Origin of the sequence: Pseudomonas reidholzensis (assembly GCF_900536025.1) — a bacterium.
Lineage (GTDB): Bacteria > Pseudomonadota > Gammaproteobacteria > Pseudomonadales > Pseudomonadaceae > Aquipseudomonas > Aquipseudomonas reidholzensis.
Genome location: NZ_UNOZ01000030.1, coordinates 565,135 through 582,931 on the forward strand (window position 1 = coordinate 565,135; position 17,797 = coordinate 582,931).

Genomic DNA, 17,797 nt, shown 5'->3' on the forward strand with positions numbered 1-17,797 from the left:
CGCTCTGCTCGCTACACCTGCTTCACTCCCGCTCCGGCAACCCGACATGCTCTGAAGTCGCTTTTTTCAGCGGGATCCACACCTCGACAAACCCGCTACCGCGGCCTGGGTCGAAGTCGGCGCTGTAGGCTTCGAATTCTGGTGCATCGGCCAGGCTGTAGGCCGACGCCGGGAGCCATTGATTGAACACCGTGAACAGCGTCTGATGGAGCGTCGAGATATGCCCCTGGTGACGGAACACGGCATAGTCCTGGGCGTCCAGCTTGAACGTGCGAAACCCTGCCGGCAGCCCCTCGCCGCGGGCCACCTCAACGCCAGCGATGTATTCGAAGCTGCCGTCTTCGCCAGGGTTGCAGCACAGGCCGTAGGCACCGCCGCCGACCTGCCCGGGGACTTGGCCCATGTAGGGATCGAGCGCCTGCCACAAGCCGACGATGCCCTCGTTCTTTTCAAAGGTGAAACGCCCGCCCATACCGGCGATGAGAAACCCGTCGCGGCGCTCGAAGCGGGGTTCGGCCAGGGTGATGAAGTGCAGGTTTTTCATGCTCAGTGGCTCTATCAGGACAAGGTCGGCATGCGGCTGGTCGCGAACCTGGCGGGGCGAAACCCCGAACTGCTCGCCAAACGCGCGGGTAAAGGCTTCGTGGGAGCCATAGCCGGCCGCCAGTGCCACCTGCAGAATCTCCGCCTGGCCGCCACGCAGTTCCAGGGCCGCCTGGCTCAGGCGCCGGGCACGGATGTAGCGCATCAGCGGCCACCCGGTGGTCAGTGAGAAAAACCGCGACAGGGCGAATGGCGACAGGTCGAAACGCTGGGCGATGTAGCCCAGGTCGAGGTCGCTGGCCAACTGCGACTCGATGAACCACAGGATCTTTTCAATACTGCGCATGACAGTGCTCCTCCAAAGCAGCGTCGACAGTAGCAAATGTGCGCGGGAGGCATTTGATCGTTCTTGCGCGGAGTACAGCCGTTGCCGAGTGAAGCGCAACTGCTGGGCGAGCAACTGTTGCTGCGCCAACAGCACGCCAACAGCCAACTGTCCAAGCCCGCACACTGCAACGGATAAGAATATGTAGATATCTGATTCATAAGGGTTTTAAGGCATGGCACAAAACATGCAAAAGCTTCAGCCATACCCGCTTGAAGCCAGAGGAAGTCATGCCTGCACCTGCCCAGCCCGCCCATTACGACCTGCGCCAACCGGATGCCCATGTCATCCACGACGACGCCGAAGCCTTGCGCATCGCCCACCAGGTCGCGGCCTTGCTGCGCACGGGCGCAGCGGAACGCGACCGCCGCCGCGAAGTCCCTGCCGACGTGGTCGATGCCTTCTCCAACAGTGGCTTGTGGGGCATCACCGTGCCGCGCGAATACGGCGGCGCCGAAGTGTCCTTCGCCACCCTGGCGCAGGTGATCGCGATCGTCTCGGCCGCCGACCCGTCACTCGGCCAGATCCCGCAGAACCACTACTGCCTGCTCGAAGACCTGCGCCTGCAAGGCAGCCCTGAACAGCAGCGCTTCTTCTTCGACCTGGTGTTGCGCGGCCACCGCTTCGCCAATGCCCTGTCAGAAACCGGCGGCAAGACCGTGCAGGACATCCGCACGCGGCTGGTCGCCGAGGCGGACGGCTACCGCATCGACGGCCGCAAGGGCTACTGCACCGGCTCGTTGTATGCGCACTGGATCGGCGTACTGGCGCTGGACGCGCAGGACCGTGCCCAGCTCGCCTTCGTCCCGCGTAACACGCCTGGCCTGGTCGTGGTCGATGACTGGAGCAGCATGGGCCAGCGCACCACCTCCAGCGGTACCGTTCTGCTCGATGGCCTGCGGGTGCCCGCGTTCAACCTGTTGCCCACCTATCGCTCCTATGAGAGCCCGACCCTGGCAGGGCCGTTCGCCCAGTTGACCACGGCTGCGATCGACGCCGGTATAGGCCGCGCCGCGCTGGACGACACCATTGCGTTTGTGCGCCAGCATGCCCGCCCGTGGATCGACGCCAAGGTCGACCATGCCAGCGAAGACCCGCTGACGATCATCCAGATCGGCTCGCTGGAGATTCATCAGGAGGCCGCCGAAGCGTTGCTCGAACGCGCCGGCTGGGCGCTCGACGCGGCCAAGCCGGCGCCGGACGAAGACAACGTCGCCGCCGCCTCGGTGGCTGTAGCCAAGGCCAAGGTGCTGACCACTGAGGTCGCCATCGAGGCCAGCAACCGCCTGTTCGAACTCGGCGGCACGCGCTCGTCGCTGCTCCAGCACAACTTCGACCGCCACTGGCGCAACGCCCGCGTGCACACCCTTCACGACCCGGTGCGCTGGAAGTACCACCTGGTCGGCAATTGGGCCTTGAACGCCGTCAAGCCGCCCCGTCACGACTGGAACTGAGGCCGCCCCCATGAGCAAGCAGATCCGCCTCAATGCCTTCGCCATGAACAGCGTCGGCCACCTCGCACCTGGCCTGTGGCGCCACCCGCGCGACCAGTCCACCCGCTACACCGACATCCATTACTGGATCGAGCTGGCCAAGACCCTCGAACGCGGCTGCATTGACGGCCTGTTCATTGCCGACGTGCTCGGCGTCTACGACGTGTATGGCGCCAGCGCCGACGCAGCCTTGAGCAACGCCGTGCAGGTGCCGGTGAACGACCCGTTGCAACTGGTGCCGGCGATGGCCGCCGCGACCCGCCACCTGGGCTTCGGCGTCACCGCCTCGGTTTCGTTCGAGCATCCATTCCCGTTCGCGCGGCGCATGAGTACCCTCGATCACCTGACCCAGGGCCGCGCCGGCTGGAACATCGTCACCTCATACCTGTCCAGCGGGGCGCGCAATCTTGGCCACCACGATCAGCTGAGCCACGACCAGCGCTACGCCATGGCCGAGGAATACCTGCAGGTCTGCTACAAGCTGTGGGAGACCAGTTGGGAGGCAGATGCGCTGCGCGTCGATCGCGACAGCGGCGTCTATGCCGACCCGCAGAAGGTGCATGGCATCGACCATGAAGGCACGTACTTCAAGGTGCCAGGCTTGCACCTCAGCGAACCCTCGCCGCAGCGCACGCCGGTGATCTACCAGGCCGGAGCTTCAACCCGTGGCCGCGCCTTCGCGGCCGCCAATGCCGAATGCGTATTCGTTGCCGCACCGAGCAAGCCGGTGCTGAAAAAACAGGTGGCCGAACTGCGCGCCGCCGCCGTGGCAGCTGGCCGTGGCGCCAACGACATCCTGGTCCTGGAACAACTCACGGTGATTGTCGCCCCCACCGACGAGGCCGCACTGGGCCTGCTGCGCGAGTATCGCGAGTACGCCAGCCCCCGTGGTGCGTTGACGCTGATGTCGGGCTGGACAGGCATCGATTTTGCCCAGTACAGCGCCGACCAGGTGCTTCGCGAAGTGCCCAGCGAAGCGATCCAGTCCGTGGTCGAAGCGTTCACCCGCGCCGACCCGACGCGCACCTGGAGCACCGCCGAGATCGCCGACTACTGCGCCATCGGCGGTGACGGCCCGGTGCTGGTCGGCTCGGCACAGACCGTGGCCGATCAGTTGCAGGAATGGGTCGAAGACACCGATGTCGACGGCTTCAACCTGGCCAGCGTGGTTGCCCCGGAAACCTTCGCCGCCGTGGTCGACCTGCTAGTCCCGGAGCTGCAGCGACGCGGATTGTTCAAGCGTGAATACGCCGAGGGCAGCCTGCGCAACAAGCTGTTCGGCCATGGCGACCAGCTGCGCGCGCCGCACCCGGTGGCACGCCTGCGCGCAGAGGCCGGCCGATGAACGAACTGCTCGCCAACCTCGACTGGGTGGAGATCGCCCAGGCCTGCCTGGACACCCTGAGCATGCTCGGCGCCGCGCTCGGCTTCACTGTGCTGTTCGGCTTGCCCCTGGGCGTGCTCCTGTACCTCACCGGGCAGCGCCAACTGCTGGCCAATGGGCCGCTTTATCGCGGCTTGTCGGTGGCGGTCAACGTGCTCCGTTCGCTGCCGTTCATCATTCTGCTGATCGTGCTGATCCCGCTGACCACGGTGATCACCGGTACCTCGCTGGGGGTGCGCGGCACCATCCCACCGCTGGTGGTCGGCTGCACGCCGTTCTTCGCCCGCCTGGTGGAAACCGCCCTGCGCGAAGTCGACCGCGGCCTGGTCGAAGCCAGCCAGGCCATGGGCGGCAGCATTCGCCAGATCATCTGGTACACCCTGCTGCCCGAAGCTCGCACCGGGTTGATCGCCGCCGTCACCGTGACCGCCATCGTGCTGGTCGACTACACCGCCATGGCAGGGGTGATCGGCGGCGGTGGCCTCGGCGACCTGGCCATCCGCTTCGGCTACCAACGCTTCCAGACCGACGTGATGGTCGTCACCGTGCTGCTGCTGATCCTGCTGGTGCAGGCCCTGCAAATGAGCGGTGACCGCCTGGTACGCCATTTCAACCGACGCTGAACCTGATTCCATTATCACCTTCACCGGAGCCACCGCATGAAAAAAATACTCAGCGCCCTCGCCGCCGTCATCGCCCTCAACAGCCTCGGCGCGCACGCAGCAGAACGCCTGGTGGTCGGCGCCACCCCGGTGCCGCACGCGGAGATCCTCGAGTTCGTCAAACCCGAGCTGGCCAAACAGGGCGTCGACCTCGACATCAAGGTGTTCAACGACTTCATCCAGCCCAACCTGCAACTGGCGCAGAAGCACCTGGATGCCAACTACTACCAGTACCGACCGTTCCTCGAGGACTTCAACAAGACCCGCCACACCGACCTGGTGCCGGTGGTCGGCGTGCACATCGAGCCGTTCGGCGCCTACTCGGCCAAGTACAAGACCCTCGCAGAGCTGCCTGATGGCGCCAGCGTGGCCATCCCCAACGACCCGGTGAACACGGGCCGGGCACTGGTCCTGCTGGCCGAAGCTGGGCTGATCACACTCAAGGACCCGAACAACCCGCAATCGACCCAACGCGACATCACCGGCAACCCGCACCTGCTGAAGATCCGCGAGCTCGAAGGCGCCATGCTGGCCCGTTCGGTCAAGCAGGTCGACCTGGCGTTCGTGTTCGCCAACTACGCCCTGGAAGCAGGCATCGACACCAACAGCGCGCTGATCGTGGAAAAGGGCAAGGACCTGTACGTCGAATTCCTCGTGGCACGCCCCGACAACCTGCAAGACCCCGGCATCCAGAAGCTGGCCAAGGCGCTCAATTCGCCCGCAGTCCGCCAGTTCATCCTGACCCGTTACAAGGGTCAGATCGCACCGGGTTTCTGAGGGCTTGCGCATGACCCGTTTCAGCCAGGAACTGCTCGCCGACACGGCGCAACTCACGTTGCGCGGCGTCGGCAAACGCTACGGCGCGCTGACCGCGCTGCACGGCATCGATCTCCAGGTCCGGCGTGGCGAGGTGTTCGGCATCATTGGCCGCAGCGGCGCCGGCAAGTCGTCGCTGCTGCGCCTGCTCAACCGCCTGGAGCCCCCCAGCGACGGCCAGGTGCTGATCGACGGCCAGGACATCGCCCGCCTGAACCAGGCTGAGCTGCGCGGGCTGCGGCGCAAGGTGGCGATGATCTTCCAGCACTTCAACCTGATGGCCACGCGCACGGTCGCCGAAAACATCGAGCTACCGCTGCGTATGGCCGGCCTGCCAACGCCGGAGCGCGCCCGGCGGGTCGATGAGTTGCTGCAACTGGTGGGTCTGCACGAACGGCGCAATGCCTACCCCGCGCAGCTGTCCGGCGGGCAGAAGCAACGGGTGGGTATCGCCCGCGCCCTGGTGCTGCAACCCGCCATTTTGCTGTGTGACGAAGCCACCTCGGCCCTCGACCCCGAGAGTACCCAATCGATTCTCGGCCTGCTGCGGGACATCAATCGGCGATTGGGACTGACCATCGTGCTGATCACCCATGAAATGGAGGTGATCCGTGACCTGTGCCACCGCGTGGCGGTGCTGGAAGCCGGCCAGGTGGTTGAACACGGCGAGGTGTGGCAGGTGTTCGGGGCACCGCAGCATGCCGTCAGCCAGTTGCTGCTGGGCGGCCCGACGCGGGCCGAGTACCCTGCCGAACTCGCCCCGGGCACCCTCTGCCTGGACCTGCACTACAGCGGCGCACATGGCCTGGAGCCGGACGTGCAGGCGCTGTCGACGGCATTCGGCTCGCAAGTGCGCCTGCTGCATGCCGGCATCGAACGCATCCAGGGCCGCTCGCTTGGCCGGTTGCGGGTTGCGGTGACCAGTGCGCAGCCCGCTGAACGGGTGCTCGAGCGGGCGCTGACAGTCGCCGATCGGGTCGAGCGGGTCAACCCGCGCAGCGCCAGCAGTTAGCCGTTGAGGCCACTGGCAGCGCAGCGTGCAGCCTCGACCAGCCACTGCTCGAAGCGCTGTGCGGCCTCGCTCAATGCGATGTCCCGGGCCTGCACCAGGTAATAGCCCTTGCCCGTTGCCAGCACCGCGTCGAACACCTGCACCAGGCGCCCCTGCTCGACGTCGTCCTCGACCAGCCAGGGGCTGGTCAGCACCAGGCCCTGGCTGCGCCGCGCAGCGTCGATGGCCATTTCCGACTGATCGAACTGCAAGCCCCTGGCCAGCCCGTCGAACGACAGCCCGACCGACGCCAGCCACTGCGACCAGTGCGCATGGCTGGTGGTGTAGAGCACGGTCGCGCCGGGCAAGTCGGCCAGCGTGCGCAGCTGCTGGCGCTCGCGGTACTCCGCGCTGCAGTACACGCGCATTTCGTCCGCCAGCAGCAACCGCGCCTGCACGTCCTTGGCCTGGCCATCGAAATGACGCACCGCCAGGTCGACCGTGCCCTGGCTGAAATCGACCCGGTCGGTGCTGGCACTCAGGTGCAACTGCAGCTGCGGATAACGGCGGGTGAGCTGCGGCATGCGCCGGGCGAACCAGCTGCTGGCGAACGCCGGCGGCAGGCTCAGGCGCACCTGCAGGTCACCCTTGCCCTGCACCGCGAGGCTGGCGCTGTCCAGCTGCTGCAGGGCCGGTCGCACCTGCTGCCAATAGCTCAAGGCTTGCGCGGTAGGCTGCAGCTTGCGCACCGTGCGCACGAACAACGGCGTGCCCAGCCAGGCCTCCAGCTTGCGGATCTGCTGGCCCACCGCACCCGGTGTGACGAACAGTTGCTGGGCCGCCACGGTGACACTGCCCGTGCGCATCACCGCATCGAAACAGGCGATGGCCTTGAGCGGGGTGTCGGCTCTCATAACGTAGTTTTTCTCTTTTGTACGACCACAACAGATGATTTGTAGCGGTTTGCGCGGGCCGTGACAATCGCACCCTGATGTTCCCAATACAAGGTGATGCGCGTGAGAAAGTCGGTGGATGGCCTGGCGACGGCAGTGATGGTGCTGCTGTGCCTGATCTGGGGTGGTCAACAGGTGGCGATGAAAGCCGTCGCTGGCGAGATCGCGCCGATCATGCAAGTGGCCCTGCGCTCAGGGATTGCCGCTGCGCTGGTGTGGATGGTCGGCCGCTGGGTGCTGCGCGAGGCCTGGCTGCCGCGGGTCTGGTGCCGCTCGGGGCTGCTGGTGGCGCTGCTGTTTGCCGCGGAGTTCCTGTTTATCGCCGAAGGCCTGCGCTGGACCAGCGCCTCGCACATGGCGGTGTTCCTCTACACCGCGCCGCTGTTCGCCGCAATCGGCCTGCACCTGCGCCTGCCGGAAGAGCGCCTGAGCAGCGTGCAGTGGCTGGGCATGGGCCTGGCCTTTGCAGGCATCGCCGTGACCTTTCTCGCCCCGCGCCCTGGCGCCGAGGCTGACCCGGCGCTGGCCAGCAGCTTGCTCGGCGATTTTCTCGGCCTGTGCGCCGGTGCCGCCTGGGGCTTCACCACGGTGGCCGTGCGCGCCAGCCGGTTGAGCGAGGCGCCGCCGACCCAGACCCTGTATTACCAGCTTGCCGGTGCATTCCTGATCCTGATGCCGCTGGCATTGCTCAGCGGCCAGAGCGCCCTCAGCTTAACCCCACTGGCGCTGGCCAGCCTGGCGTTCCAGACCTTGGCGGTGTCGTTCGCCAGCTACCTGATCTGGTTCTGGATGCTGCGCCGTTACCTGGCCGCGCGGCTCGGGGTGATGGCCTTCATGACGCCGCTGTTCGGTGTGGTGATGGGCTATCTGTGGCTTGACGAGCGCACCAGCCTGGGGTTCCTGCTGGGTGCCGCGCTGACCGTGGTGGGCCTGGTCATCGTCAACCTGAGCAAGGGCACGGCAGCCGCTCGCGGGCAGCCCAGCGCTGCGCTGACAGCCGCCAAGCGCCATGGCTGAATGCGCACGCGCTGATGCTAGGGGGCGATCCAGTGGGCTTGCCAATCATCCGCCTGGCGGACGAAGCGGGCTCGCTGGTGGACAGGCCGGGTAAGGTCGAGCCACTCCAGGCGATTGACCCGTACGCTGATGACGGCGAAGTGTTGCAGGCCGTCCTCCGGCTGTCGATAGGCGGCGGCCGGGCTGTCGATGACGGCACCGGGCACGCCGCCATGGCGAAACAGTGCCTGGGTTGTGGCCCGTGCCTGCTGCCAATACCGGGGGGTATCTGGCCGTTCGCTGGCCTGCCCCTGGAGGCGAAGTTGCTGGGTGGCGCCAGGGGCCAGCGCGACCAGCGCAACGCGCGGATTGCCGCGCAACTGGGTGTATTTGGCCGAGCGTTTGTCGACGAAGAACAGGACCGTGCCAGTGAGGGTGTCGGCGTCGCGCAGGACGACGGTGCTGGTGTCCGGCTGCCCGTGGGCGTCGACGGTCGCCAGTTGCATGAGGCGGTACGGGTTGCTGCCTTGGCCGATGGCGGTGGTCAGGTCCGACCAGATGCGGGCCAGGATTTCATCGAGCATTTGGCGATCTCACCTCGGGATTTAAGGTTGCTCAGGTGGTTTTTACATTGCGCAAGGCGTGAGCTCGCCGGGGCCGCTGCGCAGCCCTTTCGCGACACAAGGCCGCTCCCACAGGACCAGTTCCGGTCACTACGCACGCTGACTGCAAGGCGCCGTCCATGTGGGAGCGGCCTTGTGTCGCGAATGGGGCGCGCAGCGGCCCCAGCGAGCTGACGCCTTGCGCAATTTCAGAACACCTTGAAAGGGCTGCCCCTAACAGCGGCCTCCTGCACCACACCCGGCACCCCCAACCCACATTCAGACGCTGCGCGTCACCCCACCATCGACACGAATGTTCTGCCCGGTGATATACGCCGCCCCGTCACTGGCCAGGAAGGCCACAGTCGCGGCGATCTCTTCACTGGTGCCATAGCGCTTGAGCGGCACGCTGTCACGACGCTGCTCAGTGCCCGGCAAGCTGTCGATCCACCCTGGCAGAACGTTGTTGATCCGCACATTGTCCCCTGCAAAATTGTCGGCGAAGATCTTGGTAAACGCCGCCAGCCCGGAACGGAACACCGCCGACGTCGGGAACAGCTCACTCGGCTCGAACGCCCACGCCGTCGAGATGTTGATGATCACCCCGCCCTTCTGCCGCTGCATGATCGGCGTCACCAGCCGGCTCGGGCGAATCACGTTCAACAGGTAGGTTTCCATCCCCTGGTGCCAGTCTTCGTCGCTGATTTCCAGGATCGGCGCACGCGGCCCGTGTCCTGCGCTGTTCACCAGCACATCGATACGCCCCCATTTTTCCATCACCGCATCGACCAGCCGTTGCAGGTCCGCGGTGGACTGGTTGCTGCCGGTCACACCGATCCCACCGAGCGCCTGGGCCAGGGCTTCGCCCTTGCCGGACGACGACAGGATGGCGACCTTGAAGCCGTCGGCGGCCAGGCGTCTGGCGGCGGCGGCGCCCATGCCGCTGCCGCCGGCGATCACGAGTGCTACTTTTTCTGCTGACATAAGGGCTCCTGAAGATGCCTGTGGACTGCGTAAGTGAGGGGTTCAGACTACACCTCAGTGTGGCCGGGCAACGAGCCACGAATAATGCGCTCAGCCTGTAGAAAAACTACTGCCTTACAGGCGGCTCTGCTCACCCTTGCACCCGCAAACCACGCCCATCCGCACAGCAAACGCGCTAAGGTAGAGCCTTTCACCCTCAAGGACCGGACCATGCCGCCACGCGCCAAACCCTCCCCCAGCCAGCCGCAACACACCGGCTTCGTCAGGGTGCGTGGCGCCCGTGAGCACAACCTGCAGAACGTCGATGTCGACATCCCGCGCGATGCGCTGGTGGTGTTCACCGGCGTCTCGGGCTCGGGCAAATCCTCGCTGGCCTTCTCGACGATCTACGCCGAAGCCCAGCGTCGCTACTTCGAGTCCGTGGCGCCGTACGCCAGGCGCCTGATCGACCAGGTCGGCGTGCCCGACGTCGACGCCATCGACGGCCTGCCGCCAGCGGTGGCCCTGCAGCAGCAACGCGGCACCCCCAGCGCACGCTCTTCGGTGGGCAGCGTCACTACCCTGTCGAGCTCGATCCGCATGCTCTACTCGCGCGCCGGCAGCTACCCGCCGGGGCAACCGATGCTGTATGCCGAAGACTTCTCGAGCAACACGCCCCAAGGCGCCTGCCCGGAGTGCCATGGCCTGGGCCGGGTGTACGAGGTGACCGAGGCCACCATGGTCCCCGACCCCTCGCTGACCATTCGCGAGCGCGCGGTGGCGGCCTGGCCGATGGCCTGGCAGGGGCAGAACCTGCGCGACATCCTCGTGACCCTTGGCTATGACGTCGACCTCCCCTGGCGCGACCTGCCGCAAGCGCAGCGCGACTGGATCCTCTACACCGAAGAAACGCCCACCGCCCCGGTGTATGCCGGCCTCACCCCGGCGCAGACCCGCGCCGCCCTCAAGCGCAAGCTCGAGCCCAGCTACCAGGGCACGTTCAGCGGCGCCCGGCGCTACGTGCTGCACACTTTCATGCACTCGCAGAGCGCGCAGATGCGCAAGCGCGTCGCCCAGTACATGCGCCCCAGCCCCTGCCCGCTGTGCGCCGGCAAGCGGCTCAAGGGTGAAGCGCTGAGCGTGACCTTTGCCCACCTGGACATCGCCGAACTGTCGCAACTGCCGCTGCAGGACCTCGCCGAGGTCCTGCGTGCCGTCGCCGCGCCAGGGTATCTGCAGCAGCCCGATGGCCACGGCGCGACGCTTACCCACCAGCAAACCCGCGCCGCGCGCGAGCAACGCGCGGCCAAGGGCGAACCGGCCCACAGTGGCGGCCCGGATGTACGCCATACGCCCAACCTGTCGCTGGAAAAACGCCTGGCCGCCCAGCGTATCGCCGCCGAACTGCTGGAGCGCATCGACACCCTGATCGACCTCGGCCTCGGCTACCTGGCCCTGGACCGCAGCACGCCGACGCTGTCCTCGGGCGAGCTGCAACGCCTGCGCCTGGCCACCCAGCTCAATTCGCAGCTGTTCGGGGTGATCTACGTCCTCGACGAGCCCTCCGCCGGCCTCCACCCCGCCGACAGCGAGGCGCTGTACGCCGCCTTGCAGCGCCTCAAACACAGCGGCAACTCGGTGTTCGTCGTCGAGCATGACCTGGACACCATGCGCCGCGCCGACTGGCTGGTCGATGTCGGCCCCGCGGCCGGCGAGCACGGCGGGCAGATCCTCTACAGCGGCCCGCCGGAGGGCCTCGCGCAGGTCGAGCGCTCGTGCACCCGCGCCTACCTGTTCGCTGACCAGGCCACGGCGCCGCGACAGCCGCGCCCGGCGCAGGACTGGCTGCGACTCGAAGGGGTAACCCGCAACAACCTGGACAACCTCAGCGCGCAGTTTCCGCTGGGCTGTTTTACCGCCGTGACCGGCATTTCCGGTTCCGGCAAGTCGAGCCTGGTCAGCCAGGCCCTGCTGGACCTGGTCGGCGCCCACCTCGGCCAGCCCGAGCAGCGCGCAGAGCCCGAAGAACAGACCCTCGAGGACGAGCCGCAGCACACCAGCAGCGGTCAGATCGTCGCCGGGCTGGCCGCGGTGCAGCGCCTGGTCAAGGTCGACCAGAAGCCGATCGGCCGCACCCCGCGCTCCAACCTCGCCACCTACACCGGCCTGTTCGACCACGTGCGCAAGCTCTTTGCCGCCACCGAACAGGCCAAGGCACAAGGCTTCGACGCCGGGCGCTTCTCGTTCAACGTCGCCAAGGGCCGCTGCGAAACCTGCGAAGGCGAAGGCTTCGTCAGCGTCGAGCTGCTGTTCATGCCCAGCGTCTATGCGCCCTGCCCCACCTGCCACGGCGCCCGCTACAACCCCGAGACCCTGGCGATCACCTGGCAGGGCCTGAGCATCGCCGACGTGCTACGCATGACCGTCGACCAGGCCCTGCAAGTGTTTGCCGAACAGCCGGCGACCCGCCGCAGCCTGCAGGTGCTGCAGGACATCGGCCTGGGCTACCTGCGCCTCGGCCAGCCGGCCACTGAACTGTCTGGCGGTGAAGCGCAACGGATCAAGCTGGCGACCGAACTGCAGCGCAGCGCCAGGGGCGCGACCCTGTACGTGCTCGACGAGCCCACCAACGGGCTGCACCCGCAGGATGTCGACCGGCTGCTGGTGCAGCTCAACCGCCTCGTCGATGGCGGGCACAGCGTGCTGGTGGTCGAGCACGACATGCGGGTGGTGGCGCAGAGTGACTGGGTGATCGATATCGGCCCGGGCGCGGGCGCTGCGGGGGGCCAGGTGGTGGCCAGCGGGGTGCCTGCCGAGGTGGCCCAGTGTCAGCTGAGCCGCACGGCGCCGTTCCTGCAGGGCGCCCTGCGCTGATGCTGTGCCCGACCTGCGCAGCGCAGCGTCGGGCGCACCCGCGATGAACGGAAACTGAAAAAGTTGCCGATTGACCCACCACTTCTATATTCACTGAACCCAGCCCGAACCTGCGTCCGTCGAGCGCACCCATGGCCAACACCGCCCAACTGATCATCTGCGAGCACTGCGACTGTGTGTACCAGAAAGCCCCGCTCGCCAAGCACCAGAAAGCCCTGTGCCTGCGCTGCGCCGGGGTGCTCCAGCGCTACAACGGCCTGGCCGTGGATCAACGCCTGGCGCTGACGGTCACGGCGGCCGTGCTGTGGCTGTTCGCCAACTTCTATCCGATCATGAGCATCAGCCTGCAAGGGCTGAAAAACAGCGCAACGCTGTGGGACTCGGTGCTGGCCCTGAGCCAAGGCCCGATCACCTTCATTGCCATGGTGGCGGCGATCTCGATCATCATCGCCCCGGCCTTCCAGTTACTCCTGCTGATGTGGGTGCTTGGCTTTGCCTTGGCCGACCGCCGCGCCCCAGGCTTCAAACTGTGCATGCGCTGGCTGGAAACCCTGCGGCCGTGGAGCATGCTCGAAGTGTGCCTGCTCGGGGCGATGGTCGCGGTGTTCAAGCTGGCCGGCATGCTCGACGTGCTGCCGGGCCTTGGCCTGTTTGCCCTCGCCGCCCTGAGCCTGTTGCTGATCCGCATTGCCGGCCGCGATGTCCGCGACCTGTGGGACCTGCTGTGAGCCGCCCGCCCACCGCCGCCGAGCTCGACCTTTGCCTGTGCCACAGCTGCGGCCTGGCCTGCGACCTGCGCCAGCAAGCCGATCATTGCCCACGCTGTGACGCCCCGTTGCACCGGCGCAAGGTCAACTCACTGGCCCGCACCTGGGCCTACATGCTGGCCGCCCTGGCCTTCTACGTACCGGCTAACCTGCTGCCGGTGATGAACACCACGATGCTGGGCGACGGTGCCGACAGCACCATCATGAGCGGGGTACTGGAGTTCTGGGAGCACGGCGCGTGGGACATCGCCCTGATCATCTTCATCGCCAGCATCGCGGTACCCGGGGTCAAGTTCGTCGCCCTGTCGCTGTTGCTGGTCACCGTCCAGCGCGGCAGCGGCTGGGCCTGCAAAGAGCGCGCGAAACTGTACCGCTTCGTCGAGCTGATCGGTTACTGGTCAATGCTCGACGTGCTGGTGGTGGCCTTGGTCGCCGCGCTGGTGAAGTTCCAGGCGCTGGGCGACATCGAGCCGCGCCCGGGCATTCTGTTTTTTGGCCTGGTGGTGGTGTTCACCATGCTCGCGGCCATGAGCTTCGACCCCCGGCTGATCTGGCCTACGTCACCCAGCAAGGAGGCTTCGGACGATGTCAGCCACCCCTGAAACAGGCCCAGAGCCGGAACTTCCGGTTATCAAGACGCGGCGTTTCAGCGTCTCGCTGGTGTGGATCGTGCCGATTGTGGCGGTGTTGGTGGGGCTCTCGCTGGTGATCCATAGCAAGCTCCAGGAAGGCCCGACCATCACCCTCAACTTCAAGACTGGCGCGGGCCTCACCGCCAACAAGACCGAAGTCAAATACCGCAGCGTGGTCATCGGCCACGTGTCGAGTGTCGAGCTGAGCGACGACCAGAGCAGCGTCAACGCCACGGTCAAGCTGGACAAGCAGGCCGAGGGCTTCACCCGCGAAGACTCGCTGTTCTGGGTGGTGCGCCCGCGCATCGGCGCGGGCGGCGTGTCGGGCATCGACACACTGCTGTCGGGTGACTACATCGGCGCCGACATCGGCCAGTCGAACAGTCGCGCCAAGCGCTTCAAGGGCCTGGAAAACCCGCCCCCGATCACCTACGGCGAACCCGGCAAGCGCTTCACCCTGCACACCCAGGACCTCGGCTCGCTGGACATTGGCTCGCCGGTCTACTACCGCAAGATCCCGGTCGGCCAGGTCGTTGCCTATGCGCTGGACGCCGACGGCAAAGGGGTGAATATCGAAGTATTCATCCATGCGCCGAACGATGCCTACGTCACCGAAAACACCCGGTTCTGGAACGCCAGCGGCATCGACGTCAACGTCGGCGCCAACGGCATTGCGGTGAAGACCGAGTCGCTGACCACGCTGCTGGTCGGCGGCATCGCCTTCCGCGCGCCGGACTACAGCCCCAACGACACCACGGCCGCAGAAGACAAAACCTACGAACTGTTCGCCGACCAACCCAGCGCGCTCGCCCCGCCGAATGGCCGGGCGCAATACCTGAGCCTGCGCTTCGACCAGGCGATGCGTGGCTTGCGGGTCGATGCCCCGGTCGAGTTCCTCGGCATCGAGATCGGCAAGGTGGTGTCGGTGAATCTGGATTTCGACGAGGCCAAGCGCAGCTTCCCGATCAACGTCGGCATCGTCGTCTACCCCCAGCGCATGGGCCAGGCGCACAAGAAGCTGCTGAAAGCACTCAACCACAACCCTGACGACATCGCCGCCACCGCGCAGATCTTCAGCACCTTCGTCGACAATGGCCTGCGCGCCCAGGCACGCAACGGCAACCTGCTCACCGGCCAGCTGTATATCGCCCTGGACTTCTTCCCGAAGGCGCCGAAAGTAGCCTTCGACTTGAGCGCCAGGCCTATCGCCATACCGACCTTGCCGGGCAGCCTGGAGATGCTCCAGGAACAGCTGCAGGCGATGCTCGAGAAGATCAACAAGCTGCCCGTGGAGCGCATTGCCAGCAACCTCGACGACAACCTGCTGGTGCTGCGCAAAGGCCTGGCGCAGTTCAACAGCAAAACCTTGCCGGGGGTGCAAACGACCTTGGCAGACGTCAGCAAGACCCTGCAATCGGCCAGTTCCACCCTCGCCGAAGACTCGCCGCAGCGGGAGAAACTCAACGAGACCCTCGACGAACTTGGGCGCATGTCGCGCTCCTTGCGCGACCTCTCGGATTACCTGGGCCGCAACCCTGAGTCGCTGATCCGCGGCCGGCCCAATAACGCCGCGCCGATCGACCTGCAAGGCCCACCCCGTAACTGACCGCAGGAGCGAGATCGATGAGCAGCCGCTTGAACCTCATGTTGCTGATGACCTTGTCGCTGCTTGGCGCGTGCCGCAGCGACCCGATCGAGTTTCACACGCTGACCCCGACCGCCGTTACGCGGCAGGCTGCGGGCAGCGAGATCGCCATCGAGAGCGTCAGCGTACCGCCGCAGGTGGACCGGGCACAGATCGTCGTTCGTCAGGGCGCCAGCGGCCTGGCGATCCTCGAGACCCAGTGGTGGGGCGCAAGCCTGGCGGATGAGCTGCGCAGTGCGCTGGCCGAGCAATTGAACAGTGCCGACTCTGAGCGAAGGCTGTCGGTGCGTATCGTGGTCCAGCGGTTCGACTCGGTGCCTGGCCAGTACGCGCTGATCGATGCCAAATGGCGCCTGCGTGGCGTCGGCGGCAGCGCTACGTTGAGCTGCAGGAGTGTGTTGCAGACCCGCGCCGGGACGGGCATCGATGAGGTGGTCAGTGCGCATCAAGTGAACATCCAAGCGCTGGCCATGCAGATCAACCAGGCTGCGCGGGACACCCGAGGTGGTTGCCCTGCGATCGGAGCGAATGCGGAGGGTTAGCCGTAAAAGACCTGACATACAGGGTGTTTTCAGACCGCGGCGTGGCGACCAAGTGCATGCCTTGATGGCTCTGGCGCCATTGAGATCGAGCGCCGCCCGCGCGGCGCATCGCGGGCGGCGCTCGATCTCAAGAGCGCGAAAAACGCCTGTGACATGCACCTGCCAGCCCGCATGCCATCTAAAAAGAACCGAAACCAAGCAACACAACTGCCACCAGCATCCACAACCGCCAATCAAAGGCTGCTCAGCAACTCACGCAAGTACGTTTCAAAACCACCAGCCACCTCATGTGCCTGTCCGTTCAACGGATCGACTTCCACCACTGCCCAGCCTTTACCGCTATCGAATCCCACGCAATACCCCTGCATGTCATCACCGAACAAAAGGACGCCCGCCAAGCCCGCTGCTGTCTGCTTGTCATAGATCTGCTCAGCGGTGAGCAACCCGTCGTACAGCATGAACGCCGCCTGGCCGATTTCGCCGGAGCCGACCGTCTCCAGGAACACGCTGTAGTCAGAGGGCAAAGCTGGATAACTACTGGCCAGTTGAGCAAGCGCGGCGGGCGCGACAACTTCGAGTTTGCGCAGCGGCCGATGATCACCGCTGCCATCTTTGAGGGCTTTGTAGAGGTTCATTGAGAGCTCCTTCTCGTGCGATCCAAGTATCGACAATGTAATGGATAATACTGCAACCCACGCGCTTGCAAAACTTCTCAGCACCTGGCCAACCGTTTTAGAATTAGCGGTTTTGCAGCAAGGACGTGCTCATGCAACGCATCGTGATCCTCGGTAACGCCGGCAGTGGCAAGTCGACCCTTGCACGCGCCATCGGCAAACGCCTCGCGTTACCGGTAATCCACCTCGACAGGCTGTTCTGGGAACCCGGATGGGTAGAACCCGATGCCGAGGCCTTCCGCAGCCGAGTGCGCCACGCAGTTGCCCCCGACGCCTGGGTCTGCGAGGGCAACTATGCCCGAAGGACCTTCGACTTGAGACTGCCAGGGGCAGACCTTGTGATCTGGCTCGACACCCCCCGTGCAACGTGCTTGCGACGCGTAGTCCTGCGCAGTGTGCTGAACAAACCACGGCCGGACCTCGCCGACGGTTGCAGAGAAAAGCTGGATCGGGCGTTCCTCACCTTCCTCAAGTTTGTCTGGAGCTTTGACCGCGAATACCGTCCTGGCATCGAAGCAAAGCGTTTGGCAACCGCCCCTGAGGTTCCGGTCATCCACCTGAACGGTGTGCCGGAGGTTGCGCAGTTTGTACAGGGACTGCACGCCGACGATCGCGAAATGTTTAGTTCACATCGCTAACAGTGCGCAGCGGACCAGCACTCCCACAGTGAGCCTGTTTTAATACCCCCTGCCGTGGCGATTTTTAAACAAACGTTCTACCCAAAAAAATAGTGCCGGAAATCAAATGAAATCATTTAAATAACAATTGCACTGTGGTTAAGTACGCGCACCCGTGATGGCTGTATGCCTGCACCTGGTCATTATCCCTCTCTTCCCCTTTGCGCAGCCAGGTACACGCTCCGTGCTTAAATCAAG

17 protein-coding genes are annotated in these 17,797 nt (G+C 65.4%); 12 read left to right on the forward strand and 5 right to left on the reverse strand.

Annotated elements, in window-relative coordinates; genetic code table 11:
* Positions 1–22: 22 nt before the first annotated feature.
* Positions 23–889 carry an AraC family transcriptional regulator gene (locus CCOS865_RS22105; protein WP_119144789.1) on the reverse strand — a complete coding sequence of 289 codons (867 nt, stop codon included), beginning with the start codon at positions 887–889 and terminating at the stop codon, positions 23–25.
* A gap of 269 nt (positions 890–1,158) precedes the next feature.
* Here CCOS865_RS22105 and CCOS865_RS22110 point away from each other — a divergent pair, with 269 nt between their 5' ends.
* Genes CCOS865_RS22110 through CCOS865_RS22130 form a run of 5 tightly spaced genes read left to right on the forward strand, consistent with a single transcriptional unit; the run spans position 1,159 to position 6,295 of the window.
* Complete coding sequence (locus tag CCOS865_RS22110) at positions 1,159–2,382, forward strand: SfnB family sulfur acquisition oxidoreductase (protein WP_119144791.1); 1,224 nt, start codon at positions 1,159–1,161, stop codon at positions 2,380–2,382.
* 10 nt (positions 2,383–2,392) lie between these two features.
* Entirely contained in the window at positions 2,393–3,766 is a 1,374-nt protein-coding gene (locus CCOS865_RS22115) for an LLM class flavin-dependent oxidoreductase (RefSeq protein WP_119144793.1), read from the forward strand.
* Positions 3,763–4,428, forward strand: coding sequence for a methionine ABC transporter permease (locus tag CCOS865_RS22120; RefSeq protein WP_119144795.1), 666 nt, complete (start codon positions 3,763–3,765; stop codon positions 4,426–4,428). Before CCOS865_RS22115 ends, CCOS865_RS22120 begins: the two co-directional genes overlap by 4 nt.
* Positions 4,429–4,464: 36 nt before the next feature.
* Positions 4,465–5,244: a MetQ/NlpA family ABC transporter substrate-binding protein gene (locus CCOS865_RS22125; RefSeq protein WP_119144797.1), complete on the forward strand. Its 780-nt coding sequence runs from the start codon at positions 4,465–4,467 to the stop codon at positions 5,242–5,244.
* A gap of 10 nt (positions 5,245–5,254) precedes the next feature.
* Positions 5,255–6,295 (forward strand): methionine ABC transporter ATP-binding protein, encoded by a 1,041-nt coding sequence (locus tag CCOS865_RS22130; protein WP_119144799.1) that lies wholly within the window; start codon positions 5,255–5,257, stop codon positions 6,293–6,295.
* Here CCOS865_RS22130 and CCOS865_RS22135 read toward each other — a convergent pair.
* Complete coding sequence (locus tag CCOS865_RS22135) at positions 6,292–7,188, reverse strand: LysR substrate-binding domain-containing protein (protein WP_119144801.1); 897 nt, start codon at positions 7,186–7,188, stop codon at positions 6,292–6,294. The genes CCOS865_RS22130 and CCOS865_RS22135 overlap by 4 nt on opposite strands.
* 96 nt (positions 7,189–7,284) lie before the next feature.
* Between CCOS865_RS22135 and CCOS865_RS22140 the strand changes: the two genes are divergently transcribed.
* A complete protein-coding gene (locus CCOS865_RS22140; protein WP_208644558.1) occupies positions 7,285–8,244 on the forward strand; it encodes a DMT family transporter in 960 nt (319 codons plus the stop codon).
* A 17-nt stretch (positions 8,245–8,261) separates the two neighbouring features.
* Here CCOS865_RS22140 and CCOS865_RS22145 read toward each other — a convergent pair whose 3' ends face one another.
* Together CCOS865_RS22145 and CCOS865_RS22155 are read right to left on the reverse strand one after the other, a co-directional pair.
* Positions 8,262–8,807, reverse strand: a complete 546-nt coding sequence (locus tag CCOS865_RS22145; RefSeq protein WP_119144803.1) for a pyridoxamine 5'-phosphate oxidase family protein — start codon at positions 8,805–8,807, stop codon at positions 8,262–8,264.
* 297 nt (positions 8,808–9,104) lie between these two features.
* Positions 9,105–9,809, reverse strand: a complete 705-nt coding sequence (locus tag CCOS865_RS22155; protein WP_119144805.1) for an SDR family oxidoreductase — start codon at positions 9,807–9,809, stop codon at positions 9,105–9,107.
* Positions 9,810–10,019: 210 nt separating this feature from the next.
* On the opposite strand from CCOS865_RS22155, the gene CCOS865_RS22160 reads away from it, so the two are divergent.
* From CCOS865_RS22160 to CCOS865_RS22180, 5 genes are all read left to right on the forward strand, one after another.
* Complete coding sequence (locus tag CCOS865_RS22160) at positions 10,020–12,662, forward strand: excinuclease ABC subunit UvrA (RefSeq protein ID WP_119144807.1); 2,643 nt, start codon at positions 10,020–10,022, stop codon at positions 12,660–12,662.
* Positions 12,663–12,793: 131 nt separating this feature from the next.
* Positions 12,794–13,390: a paraquat-inducible protein A gene (locus tag CCOS865_RS22165; RefSeq protein ID WP_119144809.1), complete on the forward strand. Its 597-nt coding sequence runs from the start codon at positions 12,794–12,796 to the stop codon at positions 13,388–13,390.
* Positions 13,387–14,031: a paraquat-inducible protein A gene (locus CCOS865_RS22170; RefSeq protein WP_119144811.1), complete on the forward strand. Its 645-nt coding sequence runs from the start codon at positions 13,387–13,389 to the stop codon at positions 14,029–14,031. The genes CCOS865_RS22165 and CCOS865_RS22170 overlap by 4 nt, the downstream gene beginning before the upstream one ends.
* Entirely contained in the window at positions 14,015–15,667 is a 1,653-nt protein-coding gene (locus tag CCOS865_RS22175; protein WP_119144813.1) for a PqiB family protein, read from the forward strand. The genes CCOS865_RS22170 and CCOS865_RS22175 overlap by 17 nt, the downstream gene beginning before the upstream one ends.
* A gap of 17 nt (positions 15,668–15,684) precedes the next feature.
* A complete protein-coding gene (locus tag CCOS865_RS22180) occupies positions 15,685–16,248 on the forward strand; it encodes a PqiC family protein (RefSeq protein ID WP_119144815.1) in 564 nt (187 codons plus the stop codon).
* Positions 16,249–16,481: 233 nt separating this feature from the next.
* On the opposite strand, the gene CCOS865_RS22185 is transcribed toward CCOS865_RS22180, so the two are convergent.
* Positions 16,482–16,883: an SMI1/KNR4 family protein gene (locus tag CCOS865_RS22185; RefSeq protein ID WP_119144817.1), complete on the reverse strand. Its 402-nt coding sequence runs from the start codon at positions 16,881–16,883 to the stop codon at positions 16,482–16,484.
* Between the two features lie 131 nt (positions 16,884–17,014).
* On the opposite strand from CCOS865_RS22185, the gene CCOS865_RS22190 reads away from it, so the two are divergent.
* Entirely contained in the window at positions 17,015–17,560 is a 546-nt protein-coding gene (locus tag CCOS865_RS22190) for a P-loop NTPase family protein (protein WP_119144819.1), read from the forward strand.
* Positions 17,561–17,797 lie beyond the last annotated feature (237 nt).